General features: G+C 59.8%; 17 protein-coding genes. 4 read left to right on the forward strand and 13 right to left on the reverse strand.

The annotated features are described in order from the left end of the window. Positions 1–21: 21 nt before the first annotated feature. Both UIB01_RS18325 and UIB01_RS18330 read left to right on the forward strand, forming a co-directional pair. Positions 22–462 (forward strand): excinuclease, encoded by a 441-nt coding sequence (locus UIB01_RS18325; RefSeq protein ID WP_038663595.1) that lies wholly within the window; start codon positions 22–24, stop codon positions 460–462. Between the two features lie 123 nt (positions 463–585). Next, entirely contained in the window at positions 586–876 is a 291-nt protein-coding gene (locus UIB01_RS18330; protein ID WP_038663598.1) for a hypothetical protein, read from the forward strand. 21 nt (positions 877–897) lie between these two features. Here UIB01_RS18330 and UIB01_RS18335 read toward each other — a convergent pair whose 3' ends face one another. Then, the gene (locus tag UIB01_RS18335; protein ID WP_038663601.1) at positions 898–1,797 is read right to left on the reverse strand and encodes a LysR family transcriptional regulator; all 900 of its coding nucleotides are present in this window, start codon (positions 1,795–1,797) and stop codon (positions 898–900) included. A 228-nt stretch (positions 1,798–2,025) separates the two neighbouring features. On the opposite strand from UIB01_RS18335, the gene UIB01_RS18340 reads away from it, so the two are divergent. Beyond that, on the forward strand, positions 2,026–3,252 hold the full coding sequence (locus UIB01_RS18340) for an MFS transporter (protein WP_051605142.1): 1,227 nt from the start codon (positions 2,026–2,028) through the stop codon (positions 3,250–3,252). A gap of 57 nt (positions 3,253–3,309) precedes the next feature. On the opposite strand, the gene hemE is transcribed toward UIB01_RS18340, so the two are convergent. From hemE to UIB01_RS18395, 11 genes are all read right to left on the reverse strand, one after another. Then, on the reverse strand, positions 3,310–4,374 hold the full coding sequence (gene hemE, locus UIB01_RS18345) for a uroporphyrinogen decarboxylase (RefSeq protein ID WP_038663608.1): 1,065 nt from the start codon (positions 4,372–4,374) through the stop codon (positions 3,310–3,312). Positions 4,375–4,513: 139 nt separating this feature from the next. Next, positions 4,514–5,932, reverse strand: coding sequence for an FAD-dependent oxidoreductase (locus UIB01_RS18350; RefSeq protein ID WP_003283491.1), 1,419 nt, complete (start codon positions 5,930–5,932; stop codon positions 4,514–4,516). Positions 5,933–6,039: 107 nt separating this feature from the next. Continuing rightward, a complete protein-coding gene (gltB, locus tag UIB01_RS18355) occupies positions 6,040–10,488 on the reverse strand; it encodes a glutamate synthase large subunit (RefSeq protein ID WP_038663611.1) in 4,449 nt (1,482 codons plus the stop codon). A gap of 176 nt (positions 10,489–10,664) precedes the next feature. Then, complete coding sequence (locus UIB01_RS18360; protein ID WP_038663614.1) at positions 10,665–12,218, reverse strand: AAA family ATPase; 1,554 nt, start codon at positions 12,216–12,218, stop codon at positions 10,665–10,667. A 10-nt stretch (positions 12,219–12,228) separates the two neighbouring features. Continuing rightward, positions 12,229–13,332, reverse strand: coding sequence for a 3-dehydroquinate synthase (gene aroB, locus UIB01_RS18365; protein ID WP_038663617.1), 1,104 nt, complete (start codon positions 13,330–13,332; stop codon positions 12,229–12,231). Positions 13,333–13,355: 23 nt separating this feature from the next. Further along, on the reverse strand, positions 13,356–13,901 hold the full coding sequence (gene aroK / locus UIB01_RS18370) for a shikimate kinase AroK (protein ID WP_038663620.1): 546 nt from the start codon (positions 13,899–13,901) through the stop codon (positions 13,356–13,358). 4 nt (positions 13,902–13,905) lie between these two features. Continuing rightward, positions 13,906–16,026 (reverse strand): type IV pilus secretin PilQ, encoded by a 2,121-nt coding sequence (locus UIB01_RS18375; protein ID WP_038663623.1) that lies wholly within the window; start codon positions 16,024–16,026, stop codon positions 13,906–13,908. 53 nt (positions 16,027–16,079) lie between these two features. Then, entirely contained in the window at positions 16,080–16,607 is a 528-nt protein-coding gene (gene pilP, locus UIB01_RS18380) for a type 4a pilus biogenesis lipoprotein PilP (protein ID WP_038663626.1), read from the reverse strand. After that, positions 16,604–17,227, reverse strand: a complete 624-nt coding sequence (pilO, locus tag UIB01_RS18385) for a type 4a pilus biogenesis protein PilO (protein ID WP_038663629.1) — start codon at positions 17,225–17,227, stop codon at positions 16,604–16,606. The genes pilP and pilO overlap by 4 nt, the downstream gene beginning before the upstream one ends. Further along, a complete protein-coding gene (gene pilN / locus UIB01_RS18390) occupies positions 17,224–17,796 on the reverse strand; it encodes a type 4a pilus biogenesis protein PilN (protein WP_038663631.1) in 573 nt (190 codons plus the stop codon). Before pilN ends, pilO begins: the two co-directional genes overlap by 4 nt. Then, entirely contained in the window at positions 17,796–18,860 is a 1,065-nt protein-coding gene (locus UIB01_RS18395) for a pilus assembly protein PilM (RefSeq protein WP_038663634.1), read from the reverse strand. The genes pilN and UIB01_RS18395 overlap by 1 nt, the downstream gene beginning before the upstream one ends. 180 nt (positions 18,861–19,040) lie before the next feature. Here UIB01_RS18395 and UIB01_RS18400 point away from each other — a divergent pair, with 180 nt between their 5' ends. Continuing rightward, positions 19,041–21,458: a penicillin-binding protein 1A gene (locus UIB01_RS18400; protein WP_038663639.1), complete on the forward strand. Its 2,418-nt coding sequence runs from the start codon at positions 19,041–19,043 to the stop codon at positions 21,456–21,458. A gap of 67 nt (positions 21,459–21,525) precedes the next feature. On the opposite strand, the gene UIB01_RS18405 is transcribed toward UIB01_RS18400, so the two are convergent. Next, positions 21,526–22,794, reverse strand: coding sequence for a malic enzyme-like NAD(P)-binding protein (locus tag UIB01_RS18405; RefSeq protein ID WP_038663642.1), 1,269 nt, complete (start codon positions 22,792–22,794; stop codon positions 21,526–21,528). Positions 22,795–22,805 lie beyond the last annotated feature (11 nt).

Genomic DNA, 22,805 nt, shown 5'->3' on the forward strand with positions numbered 1-22,805 from the left:
CCACACCGCAAGGAAAAGCAGATGAAAACAACCGCATGGATCGGCGCTGCACTAGCGCTTCTGGCTGTACCCGGTATCAGCCAAGCCCGCGACACCACTCACTACCTGCCTTTTGACGCCGTTGTAGCCGAAGCCACCCAAGCCGGCCGCCTGGACGGCAGCGTCAAGTTCTACCTGGCCGGCAAGACGCCGGGCAATGCCAAGGTCGTGCGTAGCGGTGTTACCACCAGCAAGAAGACCAACGCCTTCAACAAGACCGACGAAGGCGCCTGCAGCTGGGCCCTGCAATCGGCGCTGATCGCCATGCAGCAAGCCGCCAAGGCCGCCGGCGCCAATGCGGTGGTGAACATCGCCAGCAACTACAAGCACGTCGAGTACAAGGACAGCGCCAAGTACGAATGCCATGCCGGTGCCATCATGGCTGGCGTCGCGATCAAAGGCGATCTGGCAGACGTCAAGTAAGCGCCACAGACGGATGCGTCGGTGCAGGCCTCCGCCACTTCAATCGCTGCGCGATAGCCTACTGGAACGATTGGCGGCGCCGTCGAGTCCACTGAACATCAGTGAACTCGACAGGAGCCCACCATGTTCGGCAAGCCCTCGCATACCTTCGAAATCAACTACATCTACCAGAACGACCCACGCGCCGAGACCTACGACGCCGATGTCGACAGCCTGTCCCAGGGCGAAGCCGCGCGCCACCTCATCCAGTTGCACAATGCAGATGCCGAGAACAGCCTGGTGATGCCGAAGGCCGATGCCGACGAGGCGCGACTGCTGGAACAGGCCGAGGTCATGGGCATCACCGACATCCGCGTCACCCGTGTTCCGAAACAGGAAAAGGGCGAAACGCCCGCTCATTACAAGCAGCCCTGAACCACCGTTGCGGTTACAGCGTTAACGCTGGCTCAGCGCCTCGCGCGTCACCAGATCCATGAAGGCCTGCGCCAGGGGCGACTGCTCCTGGCGGCGTTTGACCAGCCACACGGCCGTGGTGGCATCCTGATCCGACAGGGTGCGAAAGCGTACTCCGTCGATACGGATACGGCGAAACGATGCTGGCAGCACCGACACCCCCAGTCCCGCCGCGACCAGTCCGATGATGGTCAGCGCCTCGTTCGCTTCTTGGGCGATGCGCGGGCTGAATCCCGCCTGCCGCGCCAGGTTCAGCAACTGGTCGTAGAGCCCGGTGCCGTAGCTGCGCGGAAAGAACACGAAGGGTTCATCAGCCAGCTCCGCCAGCGCCAGGCCCTCCTCCCCAGCTTCGGCAAGCGGATGCCCCGTATGCATCAGCGCGACTAGTGGCTCGCTGAACAGCTCGACGGTTTGCAGGCCCGGCGGCAAGGCAAAGGGACGGATCATGCCGACCTGCAGCGTCTCGTCCTGCACCGCGTCGATCACCTGCTTGCTGGTCATCTCCTGCAGCGCAAGGTGCACCGCTGGGAAGGCCTGGCGAAAGGCCAGAATCGCCCGCGGCAGAATTGACGTAAAGGGCGCTGACGAGGTGAAGCCGACCTGCAACTCGCCGATCTCACCCTGCTCGGCACGCCGCACCACATCGACCGACTTGTCCACCTGAGCCAGCGTGCGCCGGGTCTCGTCGAGAAACAGCCGCCCCGCGTCGGTCAAAGAAACCCGGCGGTTGGTGCGATCGAACAGGCGCACGCCCAGTTCCTGTTCAAGGGCCTGGATCTGCTGGCTAAGCGGCGGCTGAGAGATGCGCAGCAGTTCGGCTGCTCGACCGAAGTGCAGCTCTTCGGCCACTGCCACGAAATAGCGTAGATGTCTCAGTTCCACGTGCGCTCCAAACGATTCGTAAAACATATCAATAAGGTCGAATAATATATTGGATAGCTTAAACAAAGCTTCCTATCATTTCGCCCATAAACCCGAACAACAGCAGTCGCGCCCCTTGATCGAAAAGGGATCACAGGCGTAACGGGCTGCTTTTGGCCGGAAAAAGCGAATCGGACAGAGGTCTCCATCGTGAGCAGTACGCACGGCGCCAGTGGCGCGTCAGCAGAGATACCTGCGCCTGGCGCGCCCATCAGCCATACCGAGAAAGGCACGCAGCGCTTCGCGCGCACTGCCCTGGCCCTGTTCGCTGGCGGCTTCGCCACCTTCGCCCTGCTGTACTGCGTGCAGCCGATGATGCCCATGCTGTCGCAGGCGTTCGGTATCAACGCAGCGCAGAGCAGCCTGATCCTTTCGCTCTCGACCCTGACACTGGCCGTCGGATTGCTGATCACCGGACCGATCTCCGATGCCATCGGCCGCAAGCAGGTGCTGGTCGTCTCCCTGCTCGCTGCCGCCATGTTCACCGTCGGCAGTGCACTCGCACCCAGCTGGGAAGGCGTACTGCTGATGCGCGCGCTGGTCGGCTTGGCGCTCAGCGGGGTGGCTGCGGTGGCCATGACCTACTTGAGCGAAGAGATCCACCCGCACCACCTCGGCCTGGCGATGGGGCTGTATATCGGCGGCAATGCCATCGGCGGCATGAGCGGACGCTTGCTGAGCGGCGTGCTGGTGGACTACCTGTCGTGGCACAGCGTGCTCGGAGTGATGGGCGGTCTGGCGCTACTGGCGGCGCTGTTGCTCTGGCGCTTCCTGCCGGAGTCGCGGCACTTCCACCCACGCCCGTTGCGCCTACGCGGCTTGCTGCAGGGCTACACGCTGCATTTTCGCGATGCCGTCCTGCCGTGGCTGTTCCTGCAGGGGTTCCTGCTGATGGGCAGCTTCGTCACGCTGTACAACTACATCGGCTATCGGCTGATTGCCGAGCCGTTCCACCTCAGCCAGACCATGATCGGCCTGCTGGCGGTGCTCTATCTGTCGGGCATCTACAGTTCGGCACAGGTGGGGGCGCTCGCCGATCGCTTCGGCCGTCGCCGGGTGTTCTGGCTGGTAATCGCCCTCATGTTGGCAGGCGTGGCCCTGACCCTGTTCGACCGACTGCCGCTGGTACTGCTGGGCATGCTGCTGTTCACCTTCGGTTTCTTTGGCGCCCATTCGGTGGCCAGCAGCTGGATCGGCCGCCGCGCGCAACAGGCTCGCGGCCAGGCGTCGTCGCTCTATCTGTTCAGCTACTACCTGGGCTCGAGCATCGCCGGCACGCTGGGCGGGGTCTTCTGGCACGCTGCCGGCTGGGACGGCGTAGGTCTGTTCATCGCCTCGCTGTTGCTGATCGCCCTCGCTGTAGCCCTGCACCTAGCGCGCCTGCGCCCACTGCCGGAGCCGCAAGCGGCTCACTGAGCCGGTAAAGCAAAACGCCCCGCAAATGCGGGGCGTTTTCCTGGAGCCGCTGGCAAATCAGCCGTGGTACTGCGCCGACAGCTCGTGGACCGACTCGATGAAGGCGCCGGCATGAGCGGGATCGACTTCCGGCGTGATGCCGTGGCCCAGGTTGAACACGTGGCCTTCGCCATGGCCGAAACTGGCCAGAATGCGCGCCACCTCCGCGCGGATGGCATCGGGCTTGGCATAGAGCACGCTCGGGTCCATGTTGCCCTGCAGTGCGACCTTGCCGCCGACGCGGCGGCGTGCCTCGCCGATATCGCAGGTCCAGTCCAGCCCCAGCGCTTCGACGCCCGAGTCGGCCATCGATTCCAGCCAGAGGCCGCCGCCCTTGGTGAACATGATGACCGGCACGCGGCGGCCGTCATGTTCGCGAATCAGGCCATCGACGATCTTGCGCATGTAGGCCAGGGAGAACTCCTGATAGGCCGCGGCCGACAGGCTGCCACCCCAGGAATCGAAGATCTGCACCGCCTGGGCACCGGCGAGGATCTGGCCATTGAGGTAGCTGGTGACCGACTGCGCCAGCTTGTCCAGCAGGGCGTGCATCGCCTGCGGGTTCTCGTAGAGCATCGCCTTGGACTTGCGGAAATCCTTCGACGAGCCGCCCTCGACCATGTAGGTCGCCAGGGTCCAGGGGCTGCCGGAGAACCCGATCAGCGGCACGCGGCCATTGAGTTCACGGCGAATGGTACGCACTGCGTCCATCACATAGCCCAGGTCCTTCTCCGGATCGGGAATCGGCAGCGCCTCGATGTCCGCAGCGGTGCTCACCACCTTCTTGAAGCGCGGTCCCTCGCCGGTCTCGAAGTACAGCCCCAAACCCATGGCGTCCGGCACGGTGAGGATGTCGGAGAAGAGGATCGCGGCATCCAGCGGATAGCGATCCAGCGGCTGCAGCGTCACCTCGCAAGCGAGTTCGGGATTCATGCACAGGCTCATGAAGTCACCGGCCTTGGCGCGGCTGGCCCGGTACTCGGGCAGATAGCGGCCGGCCTGGCGCATCATCCACACCGGGGTGACGTCGACAGGCTGCTTGAGCAGGGCACGAAGGAAGCGGTCGTTCTTCAAGGCGGTCATGGCAGGGTTCCAGCGTAAAAGTGCCGTGCATTGTCGCAAAGCAGAAAAAAAAAGGCACGGCGAGCGCCGTGCCATTTAGCTATGGGCTTGATTCAAATCAGGCCACTCCGGGCGCCCTTCGATGCCCGGCAACGCCCGATCAGACGCCGAGATAATCCATGATGCCTTCGGCAGCCTGACGACCTTCGAAGATCGCCGTCACCACCAGATCGGAGCCGCGGACCATGTCGCCGCCGGCAAAGATCTTCGGGTTGCTGGTCTGGTGCTTGAACTGACCCACCTCAGGTGCCACGACGCGGCCCTGGTTGTCGATCTGGATGCCCTGGGCTTCGAACCACGGCGCCGGGCTCGGACGGAAACCAAAGGCGATGACCACGGCATCGGCCGGCAGCACCTGCTCGGAACCCGGAATCGGCTCCGGGCTGCGGCGACCGCGGGCGTCTGGTGCGCCGAGACGTGTCTCGACCACCTTTACACCCTCAACCTTGCCTTCGCCGACGATGGCGATGGGTTGGCGGTTGAAGAGGAACTTCACGCCCTCTTCCTTGGCGTTCTTCACTTCGCGGCGCGAGCCCGGCATGTTCGCCGCATCACGACGGTAGGCGCAGGTCACGCTCTTCGCACCCTGGCGAATGGAGGTGCGGTTGCAGTCCATCGCGGTATCACCGCCGCCCAGCACCACGACCTTCTTGCCCTTCATGTCGATGAAGTCTTCGGCGGACTTCTCGAAGCCGAGGTTGCGGTTGACGTTGGCGATGAGGAAATCCAGCGCGTCGTAGACGCCCGGCAGGTCCTCACCGGGGAAACCGCCCTTCATGTAGGTGTAGGTGCCCATACCCATGAACACGGCGTCGTAATCGGCCAGCAGCTGGTCGATCGTGATGTCCTTGCCCACTTCGGTGTTCAGACGGAACTCGATGCCCATACCACCGAAGATTTCGCGACGACGGCTGAGTACGGTCTTTTCCAGCTTGAATTCGGGAATACCGAAGGTCAGCAGGCCACCAATCTCGGGGTTCTTGTCGAACACCACCGGGGTCACGCCGTTGCGCACGAGAATATCGGCACAGCCCAGTCCTGCTGGGCCGGCACCGATGATCGCGACCTTCTTGCCGGTCGGCTTGACCTTGGACATGTCGGGCCGCCAGCCCATGGCGAAGGCAGTATCGGCGATGTACTTCTCCACCGAGCCGATGGTCACTGCACCAAAGCCATCATTCAGGGTGCAGGCGCCCTCGCAGAGGCGATCCTGCGGGCAGACGCGGCCGCAGACTTCCGGCAGGGTATTGGTCTGGTGCGCCAGCTCGGCGGCCGCGAGGATGTTGCCCTCGGAGACCAGCTTGAGCCAGTTGGGAATGTAGTTGTGGACCGGGCACTTCCACTCGCAATAGGGGTTGCCACAACCCAGGCAGCGGTGGGCCTGTTCGCACGCCTGCTGCGGCTTGAAGGGTTCGTAGATCTCGACGAACTCCTTCTTGCGCTGGCGCAGCAGCTTCTTCTTCGGATCCTTGCGCCCGACCTCGATGAACTGGAAGTCGTTATTCAGACGTTCAGTCATTTCAAAACCTCTCAACAGCAACCGTAGGCAATACATACGGCTGCAAGACAATCAGGGTGAGCAGCGGCCCCGCGTTGGCTGGGGCCGCTGCCTGAAGCGGCTTATTGTTATTGCGGGTTGGCCCGGGTGCTCGAAAGCAGCGAAGCCAGGTTGGCCGCCTTGGGCTTGACCAGCCAGAACCGACGCAGGTAGTCGTCGAGATTATCCAGCAGTTCAGCCCCCCACTCACTGGCGGTTTCAGCAACGTATTCGCGCAGCACGTCCTGCAGATGGCTGCGATAGGCTTCCATCGCCTCGCCGGTGATGCGCTGCAGGTTGACCAGTTCATTGTTCACGCGATCAACGAAGCTGTTATCCATATCCAGCACATAGGCGAAACCACCGGTCATGCCCGAACCGAAGTTGTGTCCGGTCTTGCCGAGCACGCAGACGAAGCCACCGGTCATGTACTCGCAGCAATGGTCGCCAGTGCCCTCGACCACCGCATGGGCGCCAGAGTTGCGCACCGCGAAACGCTCGCCCGCGGTACCTGCAGCGAACAGCTTGCCGCCGGTAGCGCCGTATAGGCAGGTGTTGCCAATGATCGCCGAATCCTGGGACCGATAGCTGGCGCCCTGCGGCGGCGTGACCACCAGCTTGCCGCCGGTCATACCCTTGCCGACGTAATCGTTGGCATCGCCTTCTAGGTACAGATTGAGACCACCGGCGTTCCAGACGCCGAAGCTCTGGCCGGCAGTACCCTTGAAGCGGAAGGTGATCGGCGCGCCAGCCATGCCCTGGTTACCATGCTGACGAGCGATCTCGCCAGAAACACGGGCACCAATGGAGCGGTCGCAGTTGCAGATCTCCAGCTCGAACTCGCCACCGCTCTTGGTATCGACGGCGCCTTTGGCCAGCTTGACCATCTCTTCGGCCAGCAGGCCCTGGTCAAAGGGCGGGTTTTTCTCGACCAGACAGAACTGCGGCTTGTCGGCCGGGATGTTGCTGCTTCCAAGCAGCGGCGACAGATCGAGATTGTTTTGCTTGGCCGTTTCGCCTGGCAGCAGCTCGAGCAGATCGGTGCGGCCGATCAGCTCGCCGAGGCTGCGCACGCCCAGCTTGGCCAGCCACTCACGGGTTTCCTCGGCTACGAACTGGAAGAAGTTGACTACCATGTCGACCGTGCCGATGAAGTGATCCTTGCGCAGCTGCTCGTTCTGCGTGGCAACGCCAGTTGCGCAGTTGTTCAGGTGACAGATGCGCAGGTATTTGCAGCCCAGGGCGATCATCGGCGCGGTACCGAAGCCGAAGCTCTCGGCGCCCAGGATCGCAGCCTTGATCACATCGAGGCCGGTCTTCAGGCCGCCATCGGTCTGCACCCGGACCTTGCCGCGCAGGTCGTTGCCGCGCAGGGTCTGGTGGGTTTCGGCGAGGCCGAGCTCCCACGGCGAACCGGCGTAACGGATCGAGGTAAGCGGCGAAGCACCGGTACCGCCGTCGTAGCCGGAGATGGTGATCAGGTCGGCGTAGGCCTTGGCCACACCTGCGGCGATGGTGCCGACACCCGGCTCAGCCACCAGCTTGACCGAAACCAGCGCCTGCGGGTTGACCTGCTTGAGGTCGAAGATCAGCTGCGCCAGATCCTCGATGGAGTAGATGTCATGGTGCGGCGGTGGGGAGATCAGCGTCACGCCCGGTACTGCGTAACGCAGCCGCGCGATCAGGCCGTTGACCTTGCCACCGGGCAGCTGGCCGCCCTCACCAGGCTTGGCACCCTGGGCGACCTTGATCTGCAGCACCTCAGCATTGACCAGGTATTCCGGCGTGACGCCGAAGCGACCAGTCGCGACCTGCTTGATCTTCGAACTGCGCTCGGTGCCGTAACGGGCCGGATCTTCACCGCCCTCACCGGAGTTCGAACGAGCACCGATGCGATTCATCGCCGCAGCGATGGCTTCGTGGGCTTCCGGCGACAGGGCGCCCAACGAGATTCCGGCGGAGTCGAAGCGCTTGAGGATCGCATCCAGCGGCTCGACCTCTTCCAGGGCCAGCGGCTGGTCAGCCACCTTGACCTTGAGCAGGTCGCGTAGCATGGCCACCGGACGCTGGTCGACCAGCGCGGTGTACTCCTTGAAGCGGCTGTAATCACCGCTCTGAACCGCCATCTGCAGCGCACTCACCACGTCAGGGTTGTAGGCGTGGTACTCACCGCCGTAGACGAACTTCAACAGGCCACCCTGCTGAATCGGCTTGCGGCTGCTCCAGGCTTCGGCGGCCAGCGCCTTCTGTTCGGCCTCGAGATCCTCGAAGCGCGCGCCCTTGATACGGCTGGCGACGCCACGGAAGCTGAGCTCGACGACTTCGTCGGACAGGCCGACTGCTTCGAACAGCTGCGCACCGCGGTAGGAGGCGATGGTCGAGATGCCCATCTTGGAGATGATTTTCATCAGCCCCTTGGAGATGCCCTTGCGATAGTGCTTGAACACCTCGTAGAGGTCGCCCAGCACTTCGCCAGTGCGAATCAAGTCACCCAGCACCTCGAAGGCAAGGAACGGGTAGACCGCAGTCGCGCCGAAGCCGATCAGCACCGCGAAGTGGTGCGGATCACGGGCGGTGGCGGTTTCCACCAGGATATTGCAGCTGCAGCGCAGGCCAGTTTCGACCAGGCGGTGGTGAACCGCACCCACAGCCAGCGAAGCATGCACCGGCAGCTTGCCCGGGGCGATATGACGATCGCTGAGTACCAGCAGGACCTTGCCGCCGCGTACGGCTTCCTCGGCCTGGTCGGCAATATTGCGAATCGCCGCCTCGAGGCCGATGGTTTCGTCGTAATTTAGGTCGATGACCAGACGCTCGAAACCCGGACGCTCCAGGTGCATGATCGTGCGCCACTTCGCCGGTGAAATCACCGGCGTGGTCAGAATCGCGCGGTTGGCGTGCTCGGCAGTTTCCTCGAAGACATTGCGCTCGGCACCCAGGCAGGTTTCCAGCGACATGACGATGGCTTCGCGCAGCGGGTCGATCGGAGGGTTGGTGACCTGCGCGAACTGCTGACGGAAGTAGTCGTAGGGCGAGCGCACGCGACGCGACAGCACCGCCATCGGCGTATCGTCACCCATCGAGCCGACCGCTTCCTGGCCCTGCTCGGCCAGCGGGCGCAGCACCTGATCACGCTCCTCGAAGGTGACCTGGTACATCTTCATGTACTGCTTGAGCTGGTCGGCATCGTAGAAGGCCGAGCCGTGATCGTTGTCGTCCAGGGTCGACTGGATGCGCAGGGCGTTCTGGCGCAGCCACTTCTTGTAGGGCTGCTGGGCCTTCAGGCGGTTATCGATGTCATCGGTGTGCAGCACCTTGCCGGTGTGGGTATCAACGGCGAGGATCTGCCCCGGACCGACGCGGCCCTTGGCCAGGACGTCTTCCGGCTTGTAATCCCAGACGCCAACTTCGGAGGCGAGGGTGATGTAGCCGTTCTTGGTGGTCACCCAGCGCGCCGGGCGCAGGCCGTTGCGGTCGAGCAGGCAGACTGCATGGCGACCGTCGGTCAACACCACGCCAGCCGGGCCATCCCAGGGCTCCATGTGCATGGAGTTGAATTCATAGAACGCCCGCAGATCGGGGTCCATGGTCTCGACGTTCTGCCACGCCGGCGGAATGATCATACGCAGGCCACGGAACAGATCCATTCCGCCGGTGACCAAGAGCTCAAGCATGTTGTCCATGCTGGAGGAGTCCGAGCCGGTGCGATTGATCAGCGGTGACAGGCTTTCCAGATCAGGCAGCAACTCGTTGGCGAATTTCAGGCGACGCGCCTGTGCCCAATTGCGGTTGCCGGTGATGGTGTTGATTTCGCCGTTGTGGGCAAGAAAGCGGAACGGCTGAGCCAGCCGCCACTGCGGCATGGTGTTGGTGGAGAAGCGCTGGTGGAACACGCAGATGGCCGTCGCGAGGCGCTCATCACCCAAGTCCGGGTAGAACTGCGCCAAGTCGGCGGGCATCATCAGACCTTTGTAGATGATGTCCTTGTCGGAGAGACTGCAGACGTAGAAGGCGCTGTCGTCAGCGAGAGCGACTTCGGCGCGGCGCCGCGCGAAGAAAAGCTTGATACCGAACTCGCGCTCGCCCAGCCCATCGCCGGAGACGAACACCTGCTCGATTCGCGGCAGCCGCTCGAGGGCCAGCTGGCCCAGCACGCTGGTATCGATCGGCACTTCACGCCAGCCAACCAGAGTCAAGCCTTGCGCGACGATCTCTTCGCTCAGTCGAGCACGGGCGTGATCCGCCTTGCTGGCGTCCGGATCCAGAAAGATCATCCCAACGGCATACTGCATCGGCAGCTCGGCACCGAAATGCTCCAACGCTTTGGCGCGCAGGAAGGCATCGGGCTTCTGCATCAGCAGACCGCAGCCGTCGCCAGTTTTTCCATCGGCGTTGATGCCGCCGCGGTGAGTCATGCAGGTCAGGGACTGAATGGCAGTCTTTAGCAGGTGATGGCTTGCCTCGCCCTGCATGTGGGCAATCAGGCCGAAGCCGCAGTTATCCTTGAACTCTTCAGGACGAAACAGACCTGCTCTCATAGGCACTCCACCAGCTAAATGCGTTGTAAATCAACCCCTTATTGACGGGCAGAAAATCACCCCGTCATTCACGTGGGCAAAAGGGGGAGCAGTTTACAAATCCCGCTAGATCGGCACAATTTATTTTTGCAAGCCCCAAAAAGGTGCATTGCGCACTTTTTTGGGGCACTTTAATGCTACGGCTGTTTCATTTCCTGCTGAATGCTCGCCAGGCTTCGCACCCAAGGCTTGCCAGCCTGCAGCGAAGCGGGCAACGACTTGACCGCTGCAACCGCAGCAGCACGACTCGCGAAATTGCCGTACGTGACGACATAGAGCGGCTTACCTTCGTGCGTCTTGGCAAAATATCGGTAGTTACCACCATGCTGTTGAACGAGTGCCTGGGCATTCTTTTCGACGCGCGTACCCAGGATCTGAACCAGATAGTTGCTCCCCGGCTGGCTCGCATACCACGCGCCATGACCCGAGCTCGCAGCTGGCGCCGCAGGCACCGGAGCGCGCTCAGCGACACTCGGTCGCACGGGCGGCGCCACAGGAGCAGGAGCAACAGCCGGCGGCGCAGGAGCTGGCTGAATACGTTCCACCGGTGCTGGTGCTGGCGCTGGTGCTGGTGCTGGTGCTGGTGCTGGTGCTGGTGCTGGTATCGTTGGGTCGTTCGAGCCTGGGAAGGAAGCCTCGCCGTCGTCTTCGTTACCGGCCGCCGCCGCAAGCGGCTCGCGGATCACCGGCTGGGCAGCGCCCCCCAACGGCAGCGACAGAGGACGGTCTTGTCCATCGAACTCGATGGCAGTCTGACGATCCTGAGACGAGGAGCCATCACCCGGCGCGTTATCGAGTGGCAAATTCGTGACGGCCGGAGCAGCTGGAGGCTGACTGTCGCCGCCACGCAGCGCCAGGAAACCAACCGCGACAACCGCAATGACTGCAGCAGCCGCCAGCAAATGTTTTTTGGGCAGCGGTAACATGATCCCGCTCGCCTTGCGACGGCCGCGGCGGCTTTGTATCGCAGCAAGCAGCTCGTCGCGCGCCACCTGATTGATCGAACCAGGCCAGCCGCCAGACTGCTCATGGATGCGGACAATTTGCTCGTCACTTAAGCACTCGATACCGCTGCCGGCACCCTCGAGACGCAACGCAAGGTATTCCCGCGTTTCGTCTTCCTCGTACGGCTGCAGCGCGATGGCGTGATAGCGCTCTTCGCCCTCGCTCAAAGCTTCAAGGCGCCCGGCCAGCGCGGACTCGCCAAACAGGAAGATATGCGGGCGCGCCTCGGGGCTGCCCGCAGCCAGGCGCAGCAAGGTTTCAACCGCGGCGCCGGTCAAACATTCGGCATCATCCACCAGCAGATAGACTTCCTGCCCGGTGAGGGCCAGCTGGGTCACTTGCGCCATGACCCCATCGAAATCCGCAGCAGGACTGTTTAATGCCTGTGCGATCTGCACGAGCAAGGCACTAGCATCCATTGTGCCCTGCGGTGTAATGACCACGCTCTGTACCGACTGCTTGTTGCTGCTGGCCACAAGAGCCTGACGCAGGAGCGTCTTGCCACTGCCTTCCGGCCCGGTCACCAACAGCAACAACTGGCTGTACCGTGCCAGATGATGAAGCTGCCCAAGCACCGGCTTGCGTTGGGCAGGGAAGAACTTGAAGCCGGGAACGCGAGCGGCGAATGGATCATGGCTGAAGCCATAGTGATTCAGAAACGCGTCGTCCGCAGACAAACTGGTCATGGAAATCTTCTTATGCTCCCAAATGTTCGGTCATTGCACCGTAATCGGCGCTCAAGGTGGCCTCTAGCACGTCGTACGGAAAGTCGCCGGTCACAACCGCCTCGCCGATCTGTCGCAACAGGACAAGACGCAGCCGGCCATCCAAAACCTTCTTATCGACGGCCATGTGCTTAAGGAACTCCTGTGGCTTCATCTGCGCAGGGGGAACCACGGGCAAAGCCGCGCGGCGCAGCAGCCGAATAGCGCGGTCACGCTCCGGCGGGCTAATCCAGCCAAGCTGACATGACATCTCTAATGCCATCACGGTTCCCGCCGAGACTGCCTCACCATGCAGCCACACGCCGTAGCCCATATGCGTCTCGATCGCATGGCCGAAAGTGTGACCCAAATTGAGAATCGCCCGCACCCCGGACTCGCGCTCGTCGGCATTCACAACCTTGGCCTTTGCAGCACAGGAACGATGAATTGACTCGGTCAGCGCCGCCGAATCCAGCGCCCGAATCCTATCGATATTTCTCTCAAGCCAGCCAAGGAACGGCTCGTCGCAGATCAACCCGTATTTGATGACCTCTGCAAGGCCCGCCGACAGCTCGCGCGGCGGCAGGGTTGCCAGAGTCGTCGTATCAATAATGACCGCGCGTGGCTGATAGAAGGCACCGATCATATTCTTGCCTAACGGGTGGTTGATGCCCGTCTTGCCGCCTACCGAGGAGTCAACCTGCGACAACAATGTGGTTGGCATCTGAATGAAATCGACGCCGCGCTGATAGCTAGCCGCCGCGTAACCTGCCATATCACCGATAACGCCACCACCCAACGCGATCACCGTGGTGTTGCGGTCATGCCTGGCACCGAGTAACGCATCGAAGATGAGCTGCAGAGTCTGCCAATTCTTGTGCTCCTCCCCATCGGGGAGAATCACCGGAGTAACGGCGTAGCCGGAAAGCGTCTGGGTCAGCCGATCAAGATATAGCGGCGCAACGGTCTCATTAGTGACTATTGCCACCTGACGACCCCGAATCCGGTCAGCAAGAAGCTCGGCGCGATCAATCAACCGCTCACCAATATGGATGGGATAGCTACGCTCGCCGAGATCGACCTGAAGAGTCTGCATGGTGCCCCCAACAATAAAGGGGCTTAGGATAGCGCAGATTCATCCAAGCTTTCACGGGGCGGCAGCGAGGCAAGCCTGTCGAGAATCTCCATAACCACCAGTCTCGGCGGGCGCTCGTCAGTCTCGATGATGATGTCCGCAATTGAACGATACAAAGGATCGCGAACGGACATAAGAGCGGTCAGAACGCTGCGCGGGTCGCTAGCCTGCAATAGCGGCCGGTTGCGATCACGAGAAGTACGCTCAAGCTGCTGATCGACCGATGTACACAGATAGATGACACGGCCGCCCGCACGAAGCGCCTGTCGATTGTCCTCCCGCAACACCGCACCACCACCAGTGGCAAGCACTACGCCCTCGAGCTTACACATATCTGCGATTGCCGCGCGTTCACGCTCGCGAAAGCCGGCCTCCCCTTCGACATCAAAAATCAGAGGAATGCTGGCTCCGGTCCGCTGCTCGATCTCCTTGTCGGAGTCCTTGAACGGCAGACGCAATTCTTTGGCAAGCAAACGCCCGATGGTGCTTTTTCCAGCTCCCATCGGGCCTACGAGGATCAAATTGTGCAAACGATTATTGGCCTACTGCGACCGCTCTATAGTTGAGGATTCTAGGCGTCAGAAAGACCAGAAGCTCGGATTTTTTATCCTCAACGATATCCCGGCGGAACAAACGACCCACGAAAGGAACATCACCCAAGAACGGGACTTTCTCGATGCTGCTGATCTGACTGTTGGAGAATACACCACCGATGACGATTGTTTCTCCATCCGTCACGAGCACCTTGGCATTGACTTCATTCTTGTTGATTGGCGGCACGCCATTCAGGGCGTTAGCGAAATCAGGAGCATCCTTGGTGACCTTGACCTCCATGATGATGCGGTTGTCGGGTGTTATCTGCGGAGTCACTTCAAGCGACAGAGCTGCCTCCTTGAACGAGGTCGACGTCGCACCGCTTGAGCTTGCCTCCTGATATGGAATCTCCGACCCTTTAAGGATCTTGGCTGTTTCTTTATCCGCGGTTACGACCTTCGGCTGAGAAACAATCTCTCCATTTCCTGTCTTTTCCATTGCAGACAGCTGAAGATCCAAGATGCCGTAGTCCGATACGTACCCAATCCCTATACCAGCAGTACTATTCGCAACACCCAGGTCGACAAATGGAACCGGGGCTAAAGCATCCTTTAAGGTGAAGTTACCGACCTTGTCAGTACCAGGCAAACCCGCTCGCCCGGTATCTTCGTCAACACCGATCGCGCCATCCTTACCGTAGAAGCCCCAATTATCATTGGTATAGCTGCCACCCCAACGCACTCCAAGCGCCTTGTCGTACCCAACGTTAGCCTCGACGATCCTCGCCTCGATCATCACCTGCCTTACCGGAATATCCAGCTGAGCTACGATCCGGCGGAGCTCATCGAGCCGCTCTTGCGTCTGATAAGCAATGATATTGTTCGTCCGATCATCAACCGCAATCGAGCCGCGATCCTCTGCGACCGCATTGGCACTAGTCACCGATTGAAACAACCGAGCAATATCTGCCGCCTTGGCATAATTGACCTGTACAACCTCCCGACGCAGCGGGGCGAGCTCGGCAATCTGGCGTTGCGATTCCAGCTCCTGCCGCTCACGAGCAGCGATCTCGTCGGCCGGGGCGACTAGCAGCACATTGCCAACCTGCCGTTTGTCCAACCCCTTGGTTTTCAATACCAGATCAAGGGCCTGATCCCAGGGCACATTCTGTAGTCGCAGTGTGATATTGCCACTGACTGTGTCGCTCGCTACCAAGTTCAGATCAGTGAAGTCAGCGATCAGCTGCAGCACAGAACGAACATCGATGTCTTGAAAGTTAAGCGAGAGCTTTTCGCCTGAATAGGCGAAACGGTCAGCCTTGCGCTTGTCCGCTTCATCCTCGGCTAGAGGCTTAACGCTGATCGTCAGCTTATTATCAGTTTGATAAGCCAAGTAGTCATAGCGCCCTGTCGGCTCGATTGCAATGCTGGTCTTATCTGCCTGCGCAGTGGCATCGACGAACCGTACGGGTGTAGCAAAATCCTGAACGTCGAGGCGAACCCGCAGAGACTCGGGCAGCTGCGTCTTGTCGAAAATGACGCGAATCTTGCCGCCCTGCTCTTCAATGGTAGGACTTATCGAAGGGTCAGACAGGCTGATAACCACATTACCAGCACCATCATCACCACGACGAAAATCAATATTCTCGACCGCCTTACCAACCAGTGCAGATTTTGCAGGCGCTGAGACTACTGAGGGAGCTACAGCCGCTGCTGAAGAAACCGCAGAACTGCCAGCCCCCCCACTCTCGCCCAGCACTACAAACAGATTATTGCCATCTACTCGCGTGGAGTAAGGCACAAGAGAGGTCAAGTTGACTATGAGCCGTGTGCGCCCTTGAGCCTCAACAACGGTTACGCTTCGCGCGTTGCCAACTCCAAGCTCGCGATTCTTAGCCCCGAGGTTGTTCGAGACACCAGGAAGATCGAGCGCGATGCGCGCAGGCTGGTCCAACGTGTATCCACGCGGCGACGCAACCGGCTCGTCAAAAGCGAGTTTCAGCTCGACGCGATCGCCAGGCAGCGCCGCAACATCAAGAGCATTAAGTTTGGCCGCCAGCAGAGCAGGCGAGAGAAATGCCGCCAGCAGAGCAACGCCTAGGCGTGAAAGGGTAGTGTTCATAAATTGCTTCCGTTGTGCAGACCGGTAAAGGTTTTCCATGCTTTTGCCCCGCGCTAGGCGCGCTCTTTCAAAGTCAGACTGCGCGGGCGTTCAAGCCACCCACCCTCTCCATCAGGAACGATTTCCACTACATCCACCCCGGCTTCGCTTATTTCAACTATGCGGCCGTGGTTACGTCCCAGATAGTCACCGATCTTGACTCGATGAACGCCATCCCCGCCTTTGATCAACGCGTATCGCCCTCCCCCATTGGTTAGCGTACCGACCATGGTGAAGTTCTCGATATTGAAACCTTCAAGGAACTGCTTGACACGCGACTCATCGGGCTTGATGTCCTTCGACCCCCTTTGCCGCTGCGCCAGATCGAGCTTAACTGGCGGCTGGAACGGATGACGCAGGGCTGCCGCGCTATAGGTAAAGGCCTCATAAGGTATAAATGCAGGAAGCGGCTCGATTGTGCCTTTCGGCTTAGCCCTAACTTCATCCAAGTATCGCTGCAGATCGCTGAAGTCTGCATTGCCCCCGCAGCCCGTAAGGACCGCCAAGCTTAAACCCAGCGCAGTGAGTCGCCCCCCCTTCATTTCTGCAGCCCCTTGTCGTTATAGCGGTAAGTCTTGGCAACGATGCTCATCCGCAACTTCGATGTCGTGTCATTCTTCTCCGGGATGATCTCGAAATCATGCAGCGTAACGATTCGAGGAAGGCTCGAAACACCGCTAACAAAGGTAGCCAAATCGTGATAACCACCTACGACTTTTATATTTATCGGCAACTCGATGTAAAACTGCTGCGCAACCTCTGGCTGGAGTTTTATTTCCTCAAACTCCAAGCCACTACCCAAGCCCGTACGGGTAATGTCCTCCAGTAGACCAGGAACCTCGGTATCACTGGGCAACTGCCGGAGCAACGCACCGAAGGAAGTTTCCATCTCTGCCATCTGGTCTTTATAGGCTTCTAAATTAGCCGCCTGAAATGCCTTGGTTGAAAACTGCTGTTTTAGCGTTACTTCCTGAGCTTGCTGCTGCTCCAACTGGATCTGCATGTCTTGCAAATGGAAGTAATAACCCAGACCGAGCACCGCCGCGAGCAAAAAGGCACCTGCTATGAACTTGACCGGACCGGGCCAAGATCCAAGATTATTTAAATCGAGATCCGCAAAATCGACCTTACGAAGACTATCTAACGATTCAGCCAGGCTCATGGCTTTGCTCCTTCCGTGGCAACGACCGGCTGCGTCTGCTGCACCGTCAACTGGAACACGTTCTCCTGATCTACGGCGCCCGCAGTGACAGCCTTAACCTCATTCAGATTGGGCGACTGGAGCCAGTCGGAGCTATCAAGATTGCGCATGAGATTTGAAACACGGTTGTTGGACTCGGCAGCCCCAACGATCGCGATGTTCTTTCCGTTCATTTTAAGCGACGTGAAATAAACACCGTCCGGCAAGGTTCTGACGAGCTGATCGAAGACGCGACCAATAATTGGCCGATTTCCTTGGAGATCCTGAATGATCTTCATTCGCTCCAAGAGCTGCTGCCTACGCTCTTTCAACTCCTTGATCTCTTTAATGCGCGCATCAAGGACCGCGATCTCTTTCTTGACGAACTCGTTACGGGCATTTTGATGCTCAATAGCCCCCTGAAAATAACGGTCACCAAGGAAAACCAGGCCCACGGCCACAACCAGCACGCCGACAAGAGAGGCGAGAAAACGCTGCTTTCGCTCTTCGCGTAGCTGTTCACGCCACGGAAGTAAATTGATCTGCGCCATCAGTCGAAGCTCCTCAGCGCCAAGCCACAGGCGATCATCAATGCTGGCGCATCACTGGCCAGCGCCCCGGCGTTGACCTTGCTACTTAAGGCCATATCAGCAAAGGGGTTCGCCACTAGAGTCTGCGTGCCAATCTTCTGTTGGATCATGTGATCAAGACCGGGAATAGATGCCGTTCCCCCGGCAAGCAGAATGCAATCGACATCGTGAAATTGCCCAGCGGCAAAGAAAAACTGCAGCGAGCGGGAAACTTGCTGGACGACAGCTTCCTTGAACGGAAGCAAAACCTCACTGTCGTAGTCATCTGGGAGACCGCCCTGCTTCTTGGCGAGGCCGGCCTCTTCTTGTGATAGGCCGTAACGCCTCTGTATTTCTTCAGTCAGCTGGCGCCCACCGAACAACTGCTCGCGGGTATAGATCGTACGGCCGTTATGCAGCACGCTGAGCGTTGTCATCGTCGCGCCGATATCCACAACCGCGACGGTCAGCTCGCCATGCCCCGCCCCCAACTGGGACGCTAGCAGCCCATATGACCGTTCCAGCGCATATGCTTCAACGTCGACTACTTTAGCGGTGAGTCCAGCCAGCGCCAGCGCTGCCTCGCGAATTTCGACGTTCTCTTTACGGCACGCCGCAAGCAGGACTTCAACCCGGCCCGGGGCACGAGGCGCTGCTCCCTGGACCTCAAAGTCGATTGCAACTTCTTCAAGCGGGTAGGGAATGTACTGATCGGCCTCGATCTTCAACTGGTTCTCGAGCTCTTCATCCGACAACCCGGCATCCATCTCGATCATCTTGGTGATGACCGCAGACCCCGAGACAGCCACAACAGCCGATTTGCACCCAGTTTTGGCCTTGGCAACCACGCGCTGCAAAGCCTGACCGACCCCTTCGAGCTCGGCGATATTCTTTTCGACCACGGCGTTTGGCGGAAGCGGCTCGACGGCATAAGCCTCGACGCGGTACCGACTACCCGAGCGACTTAATTCGAGGAGCTTGACTGAGGTCGAACTGATATCGATCCCAAGCAGCGTGTTCGCTTTCTTAGTGAAGAGCCCTAGCACGACCGATTTCCTATCTTTATCCGCAACTTACGGATTAATTATGTTTATCCACATTAGATAACAGCCTTGACAGAAGCGCAAATGGCTACCTGGCAAAAAAAGCGCATATAATGTGAACGGTTTTCCCTTTCAGCATCGCCGCCGCTCCTCCCCCCAAAATCCTGGATTCCAAGAACCCCGATGCGTTTTTTGAAATTTCTTCTCTGGTCGTGCTTCGCAGTTTTTTGCGCCCTGTTGCTCAGCGTCAGCGGTGCATTTCTCTACCTCAGCCCCAACCTGCCTTCGGTCGACTCGCTTCGCAGCATACAGCTGCAGATTCCGCTGCGGGTCTACAGCGCCGATGACAAGCTGATTGCGGAGTTCGGCGAGATGCGACGCTCGCCTATTCGTTTCGAAGAAATCCCCCAAGAATTCATCCAGGCGCTACTTGCCGCAGAGGATGACAATTTCGCCAATCATTATGGCGTCGACATAACCGGCCTGATGCGCGCTGCCACGCAATTATTGAAAAGCGGACAGATTCAGACCGGCGGCAGCACGATCACCATGCAGGTGGCAAAGAACTACTTCCTCACCAGCGAACGCAGCTTCTCGCGCAAGATCAATGAAATTCTGCTGGCCCTGCAGATCGAGCGCGAGCTCAGTAAAAACGAGATCCTTGAGCTGTACGTCAACAAGATTTACCTAGGCAATCGGGCCTATGGGATCGAGGCGGCCTCCCAGGTGTATTACGGCAAGCCCATCGCCGAACTAAGCATCGCACAACTCGCCATGATCGCGGGCTTGCCGAAGGCACCCTCGGCCTTTAACCCATTGGTCAACCCAAGCCGCAGCAAGGAACGCCGTGATTGGATTCTGGGCCGAATGTACAGACTTGGCTCACTCGATGACTTAGCTTATCGGCAGGCGCTGGCCGAACCTGAGACCGCCCGCTATCACGGCGCCGCACCTGAACTGGATGCGTCCTATATAGCCGAGATGGCCCGAGCCGAGATGGTCGGCCGGTTCGGTAGCGCGGCGTACACCGATGGCTTCAGGGTGCATACCACAGTGTCCAGCGAGCGGCAGATAGCGGCTAACGCTGCACTTAACAGCGGCCTTATCGAATACGACCAACGACACGGCTATCGCGGGCCCGAGGCTCGCCTCGCTGAGCTACCCCGCGATAGCTGGATGCAGGAGCTTGCCAAGTACAGAGGCTTGGGCGGCTTACAACCTGCCGTAGTTACGCAAGTCGAGAACAGCGGCATCCTTGTTCTCACCCGCGACGGCAAAGAGCAGCCCGTGAGTTGGGAGAGCATGAAATGGGCCCGCCCATTCCTGGGCGTCAATAGCATGGGGCCCAGGCCCCAACGCCCTGCGGACGTGGTGAAGGTTGGCGATATCGTGCGCATTCGTTGGCAGGAAGAGACCGCTGCGTTCAGCCAAGTCCCGCTGGCACAAGCAGCCTTGGTCTCCCTTGACCCGCAAGACGGATCGATCGAAGCACTGGCGGGTGGCTTCTCCTTTGGCCAAAGCAACTACAACCGCGCCATCCAAGCCAAGCGTCAGCCCGGCTCGAGCTTCAAGCCCTTCATTTATAGCGCGGCACTGGACGCGGGCTACACCGCAGCGAGCCTGGTCAACGACTCCCCCATCGTTTTTGTTGAGCAGGGCATGGATCGAATCTGGCGCCCCAAGAATGACAACAATACCTTTCTCGGACCGATCCGCATGCGGGAGGCATTGTACAAATCGAGAAACCTGGTTTCGATCCGCCTGCTGCAGACGATGGGTATCGATCATACGGTCGACTACATCAGCCGCTTCGGCTTCAACCCGCAAGACCTGCCTCGCAACCTATCACTGGCGCTGGGCACGGCCACGCTGACACCAATGGAAATTGCCACCGGCTGGACGACCTTCGCTAACGGTGGCTACAAGATCGAGCCGTACCTTATTCAAAGGATCGAAGATCGGGAGGGCAATCTGGTCTTTGAAGCCAACCCGGCACGGGTCCCGCAACGCGATGCCCAGCATGCAGAGGCCGATGCCGCGCCCGCAAGTCATGTATCTGGCGCAGACGAATCGACAGAGACGGAGCCGCGACTCGCCGAGCAAGTGCTGGACGAGCGCACTGCCTACATCATGACCAGCATGCTGCAGGACGTTATCAAACGCGGCACAGGCCGTCGTGCGCTGGCCATGGGCCGAAATGACATCGCCGGTAAGACCGGCACTACCAACGACTCCATAGACAGCTGGTTCTCCGGCTATAACGCTGACATTGTTACCACGGTGTGGGCGGGCTTCGATCAGCCGCAAAGCCTTGGTCGCAACGAGTATGGCGGCACGGTCGCGCTGCCGATCTGGATGAGCTACATGAGTGCCGTACTCAAGGACACCCCCGAGCATCCACCGGCGGAACCGGACGGGCTGCTCAAACTGCGCATTGACCCGGTCAGCGGCCGGGCGGCGACGCCGAGCACGCCCGACGCCTATTTCGAGGTGTTCAAAAGCGAAGATTCGCCGCCCCCGATGGGCGAGTTCGACCCTGGCTACCAAGCGCCCGGCAGCCCACTGCCCGCTGATGAAGCAGCACCGCTCGACCTGTTCTGATTGCCGAAGCATTTTTCGAGGAACAAAAAACCCCGCCTAGGCGGGGTTTCTGTTTATTCAATGACGATCAGCCGTTGAATACGTCGTGTACCGACTGCAGCGGGTAGTGCGAGGGGTAAGGCAGCGTCGCCACACCGCTTTCGATCGCCGCCTTGGCGACAGCATCAGATACCAGCGTGATCAAGCGCGGATCCATCGGTTTCGGGATGATGTACTCGCGCCCGAACTCCAGGCTATCCACTCCATAAGCAGCTGCCACTTCAGCCGGCACTGGCAACTTAGCGAGCTCACGCAGCGCATTGGCGGCGGCGATCTTCATTTCCTCGTTGATGCGCTTGGCACGAACGTCCAGCGCACCGCGGAAGATGAACGGGAAGCCGAGCACATTATTGACCTGGTTCGGATAGTCCGAACGACCGGTGGCCATGATGACATCGGAGCGCGTTGCATGTGCGAGCTCAGGGCTGATTTCCGGATCAGGATTGGAACAGGCGAAGACCACCGGATTGGCTGCCATGCGCTTTAGACCCTCAGCGCTCAGCAGGTTGGCGCCTGACAGGCCGACGAAAACGTCGGCGCCTTCGAGGGCGTCGTCCAGCGTGCGCTTGTCGGTCTCATGAGCGAATACAGCCTTGTACTGATTCAGATCGTCACGACCAGCGTGGATCACGCCCTTGCGGTCGATCATGAAGATGTTCTCGATCTTTGCTCCCATGCTGACCAGCAGCTTCATGCACGACGTCGCAGCCGCACCGGCGCCGAGGCAGACAATCTTGGCCTGCTCAAGCGTCTTGCCGGCGATTTCCAGCGCGTTCAGCATGCCTGCCGCTGTGACGATGGCCGTTCCATGCTGATCATCATGGAAAACTGGAATGTCGCACTGCTCGATCAATGCACGTTCGATCTCGAAGCACTCGGGTGCCTTGATGTCCTCAAGGTTGATACCACCGAAGGTGATGGAGATGCGTTTGACGGTATCGATGAAAGCCTGAGGGCTTTCGGCATCGACTTCGATGTCGAATACGTCGACGCCGGCGAATCGCTTGAACAGCACGCCCTTGCCTTCCATCACCGGCTTGGATGCCAGAGGACCGAGGTTACCCAGGCCCAGAATAGCGGTGCCATCGGAGATAACCGCAACCAGGTTGCCTTTACCTGTGTAACGGTAAGCCAGCTCCGCATCGCGAGCGATCTCACGAACAGGCTCGGCGACGCCCGGACTGTAGGCCAGGGACAGGTCACGAGCGGTGGCGGTGGGCTTGGTCAGCTCGACGCTCAGTTTTCCCGGACGGGGTTGGGCATGGTATTCGAGCGCGGCAGTTTTCAGGTCAGTCATGTGGCATTTCC

The sequence above is a fragment of the Stutzerimonas decontaminans genome (genome assembly GCF_000661915.1).
GTDB classification, from domain to species: domain Bacteria; phylum Pseudomonadota; class Gammaproteobacteria; order Pseudomonadales; family Pseudomonadaceae; genus Stutzerimonas; species Stutzerimonas decontaminans.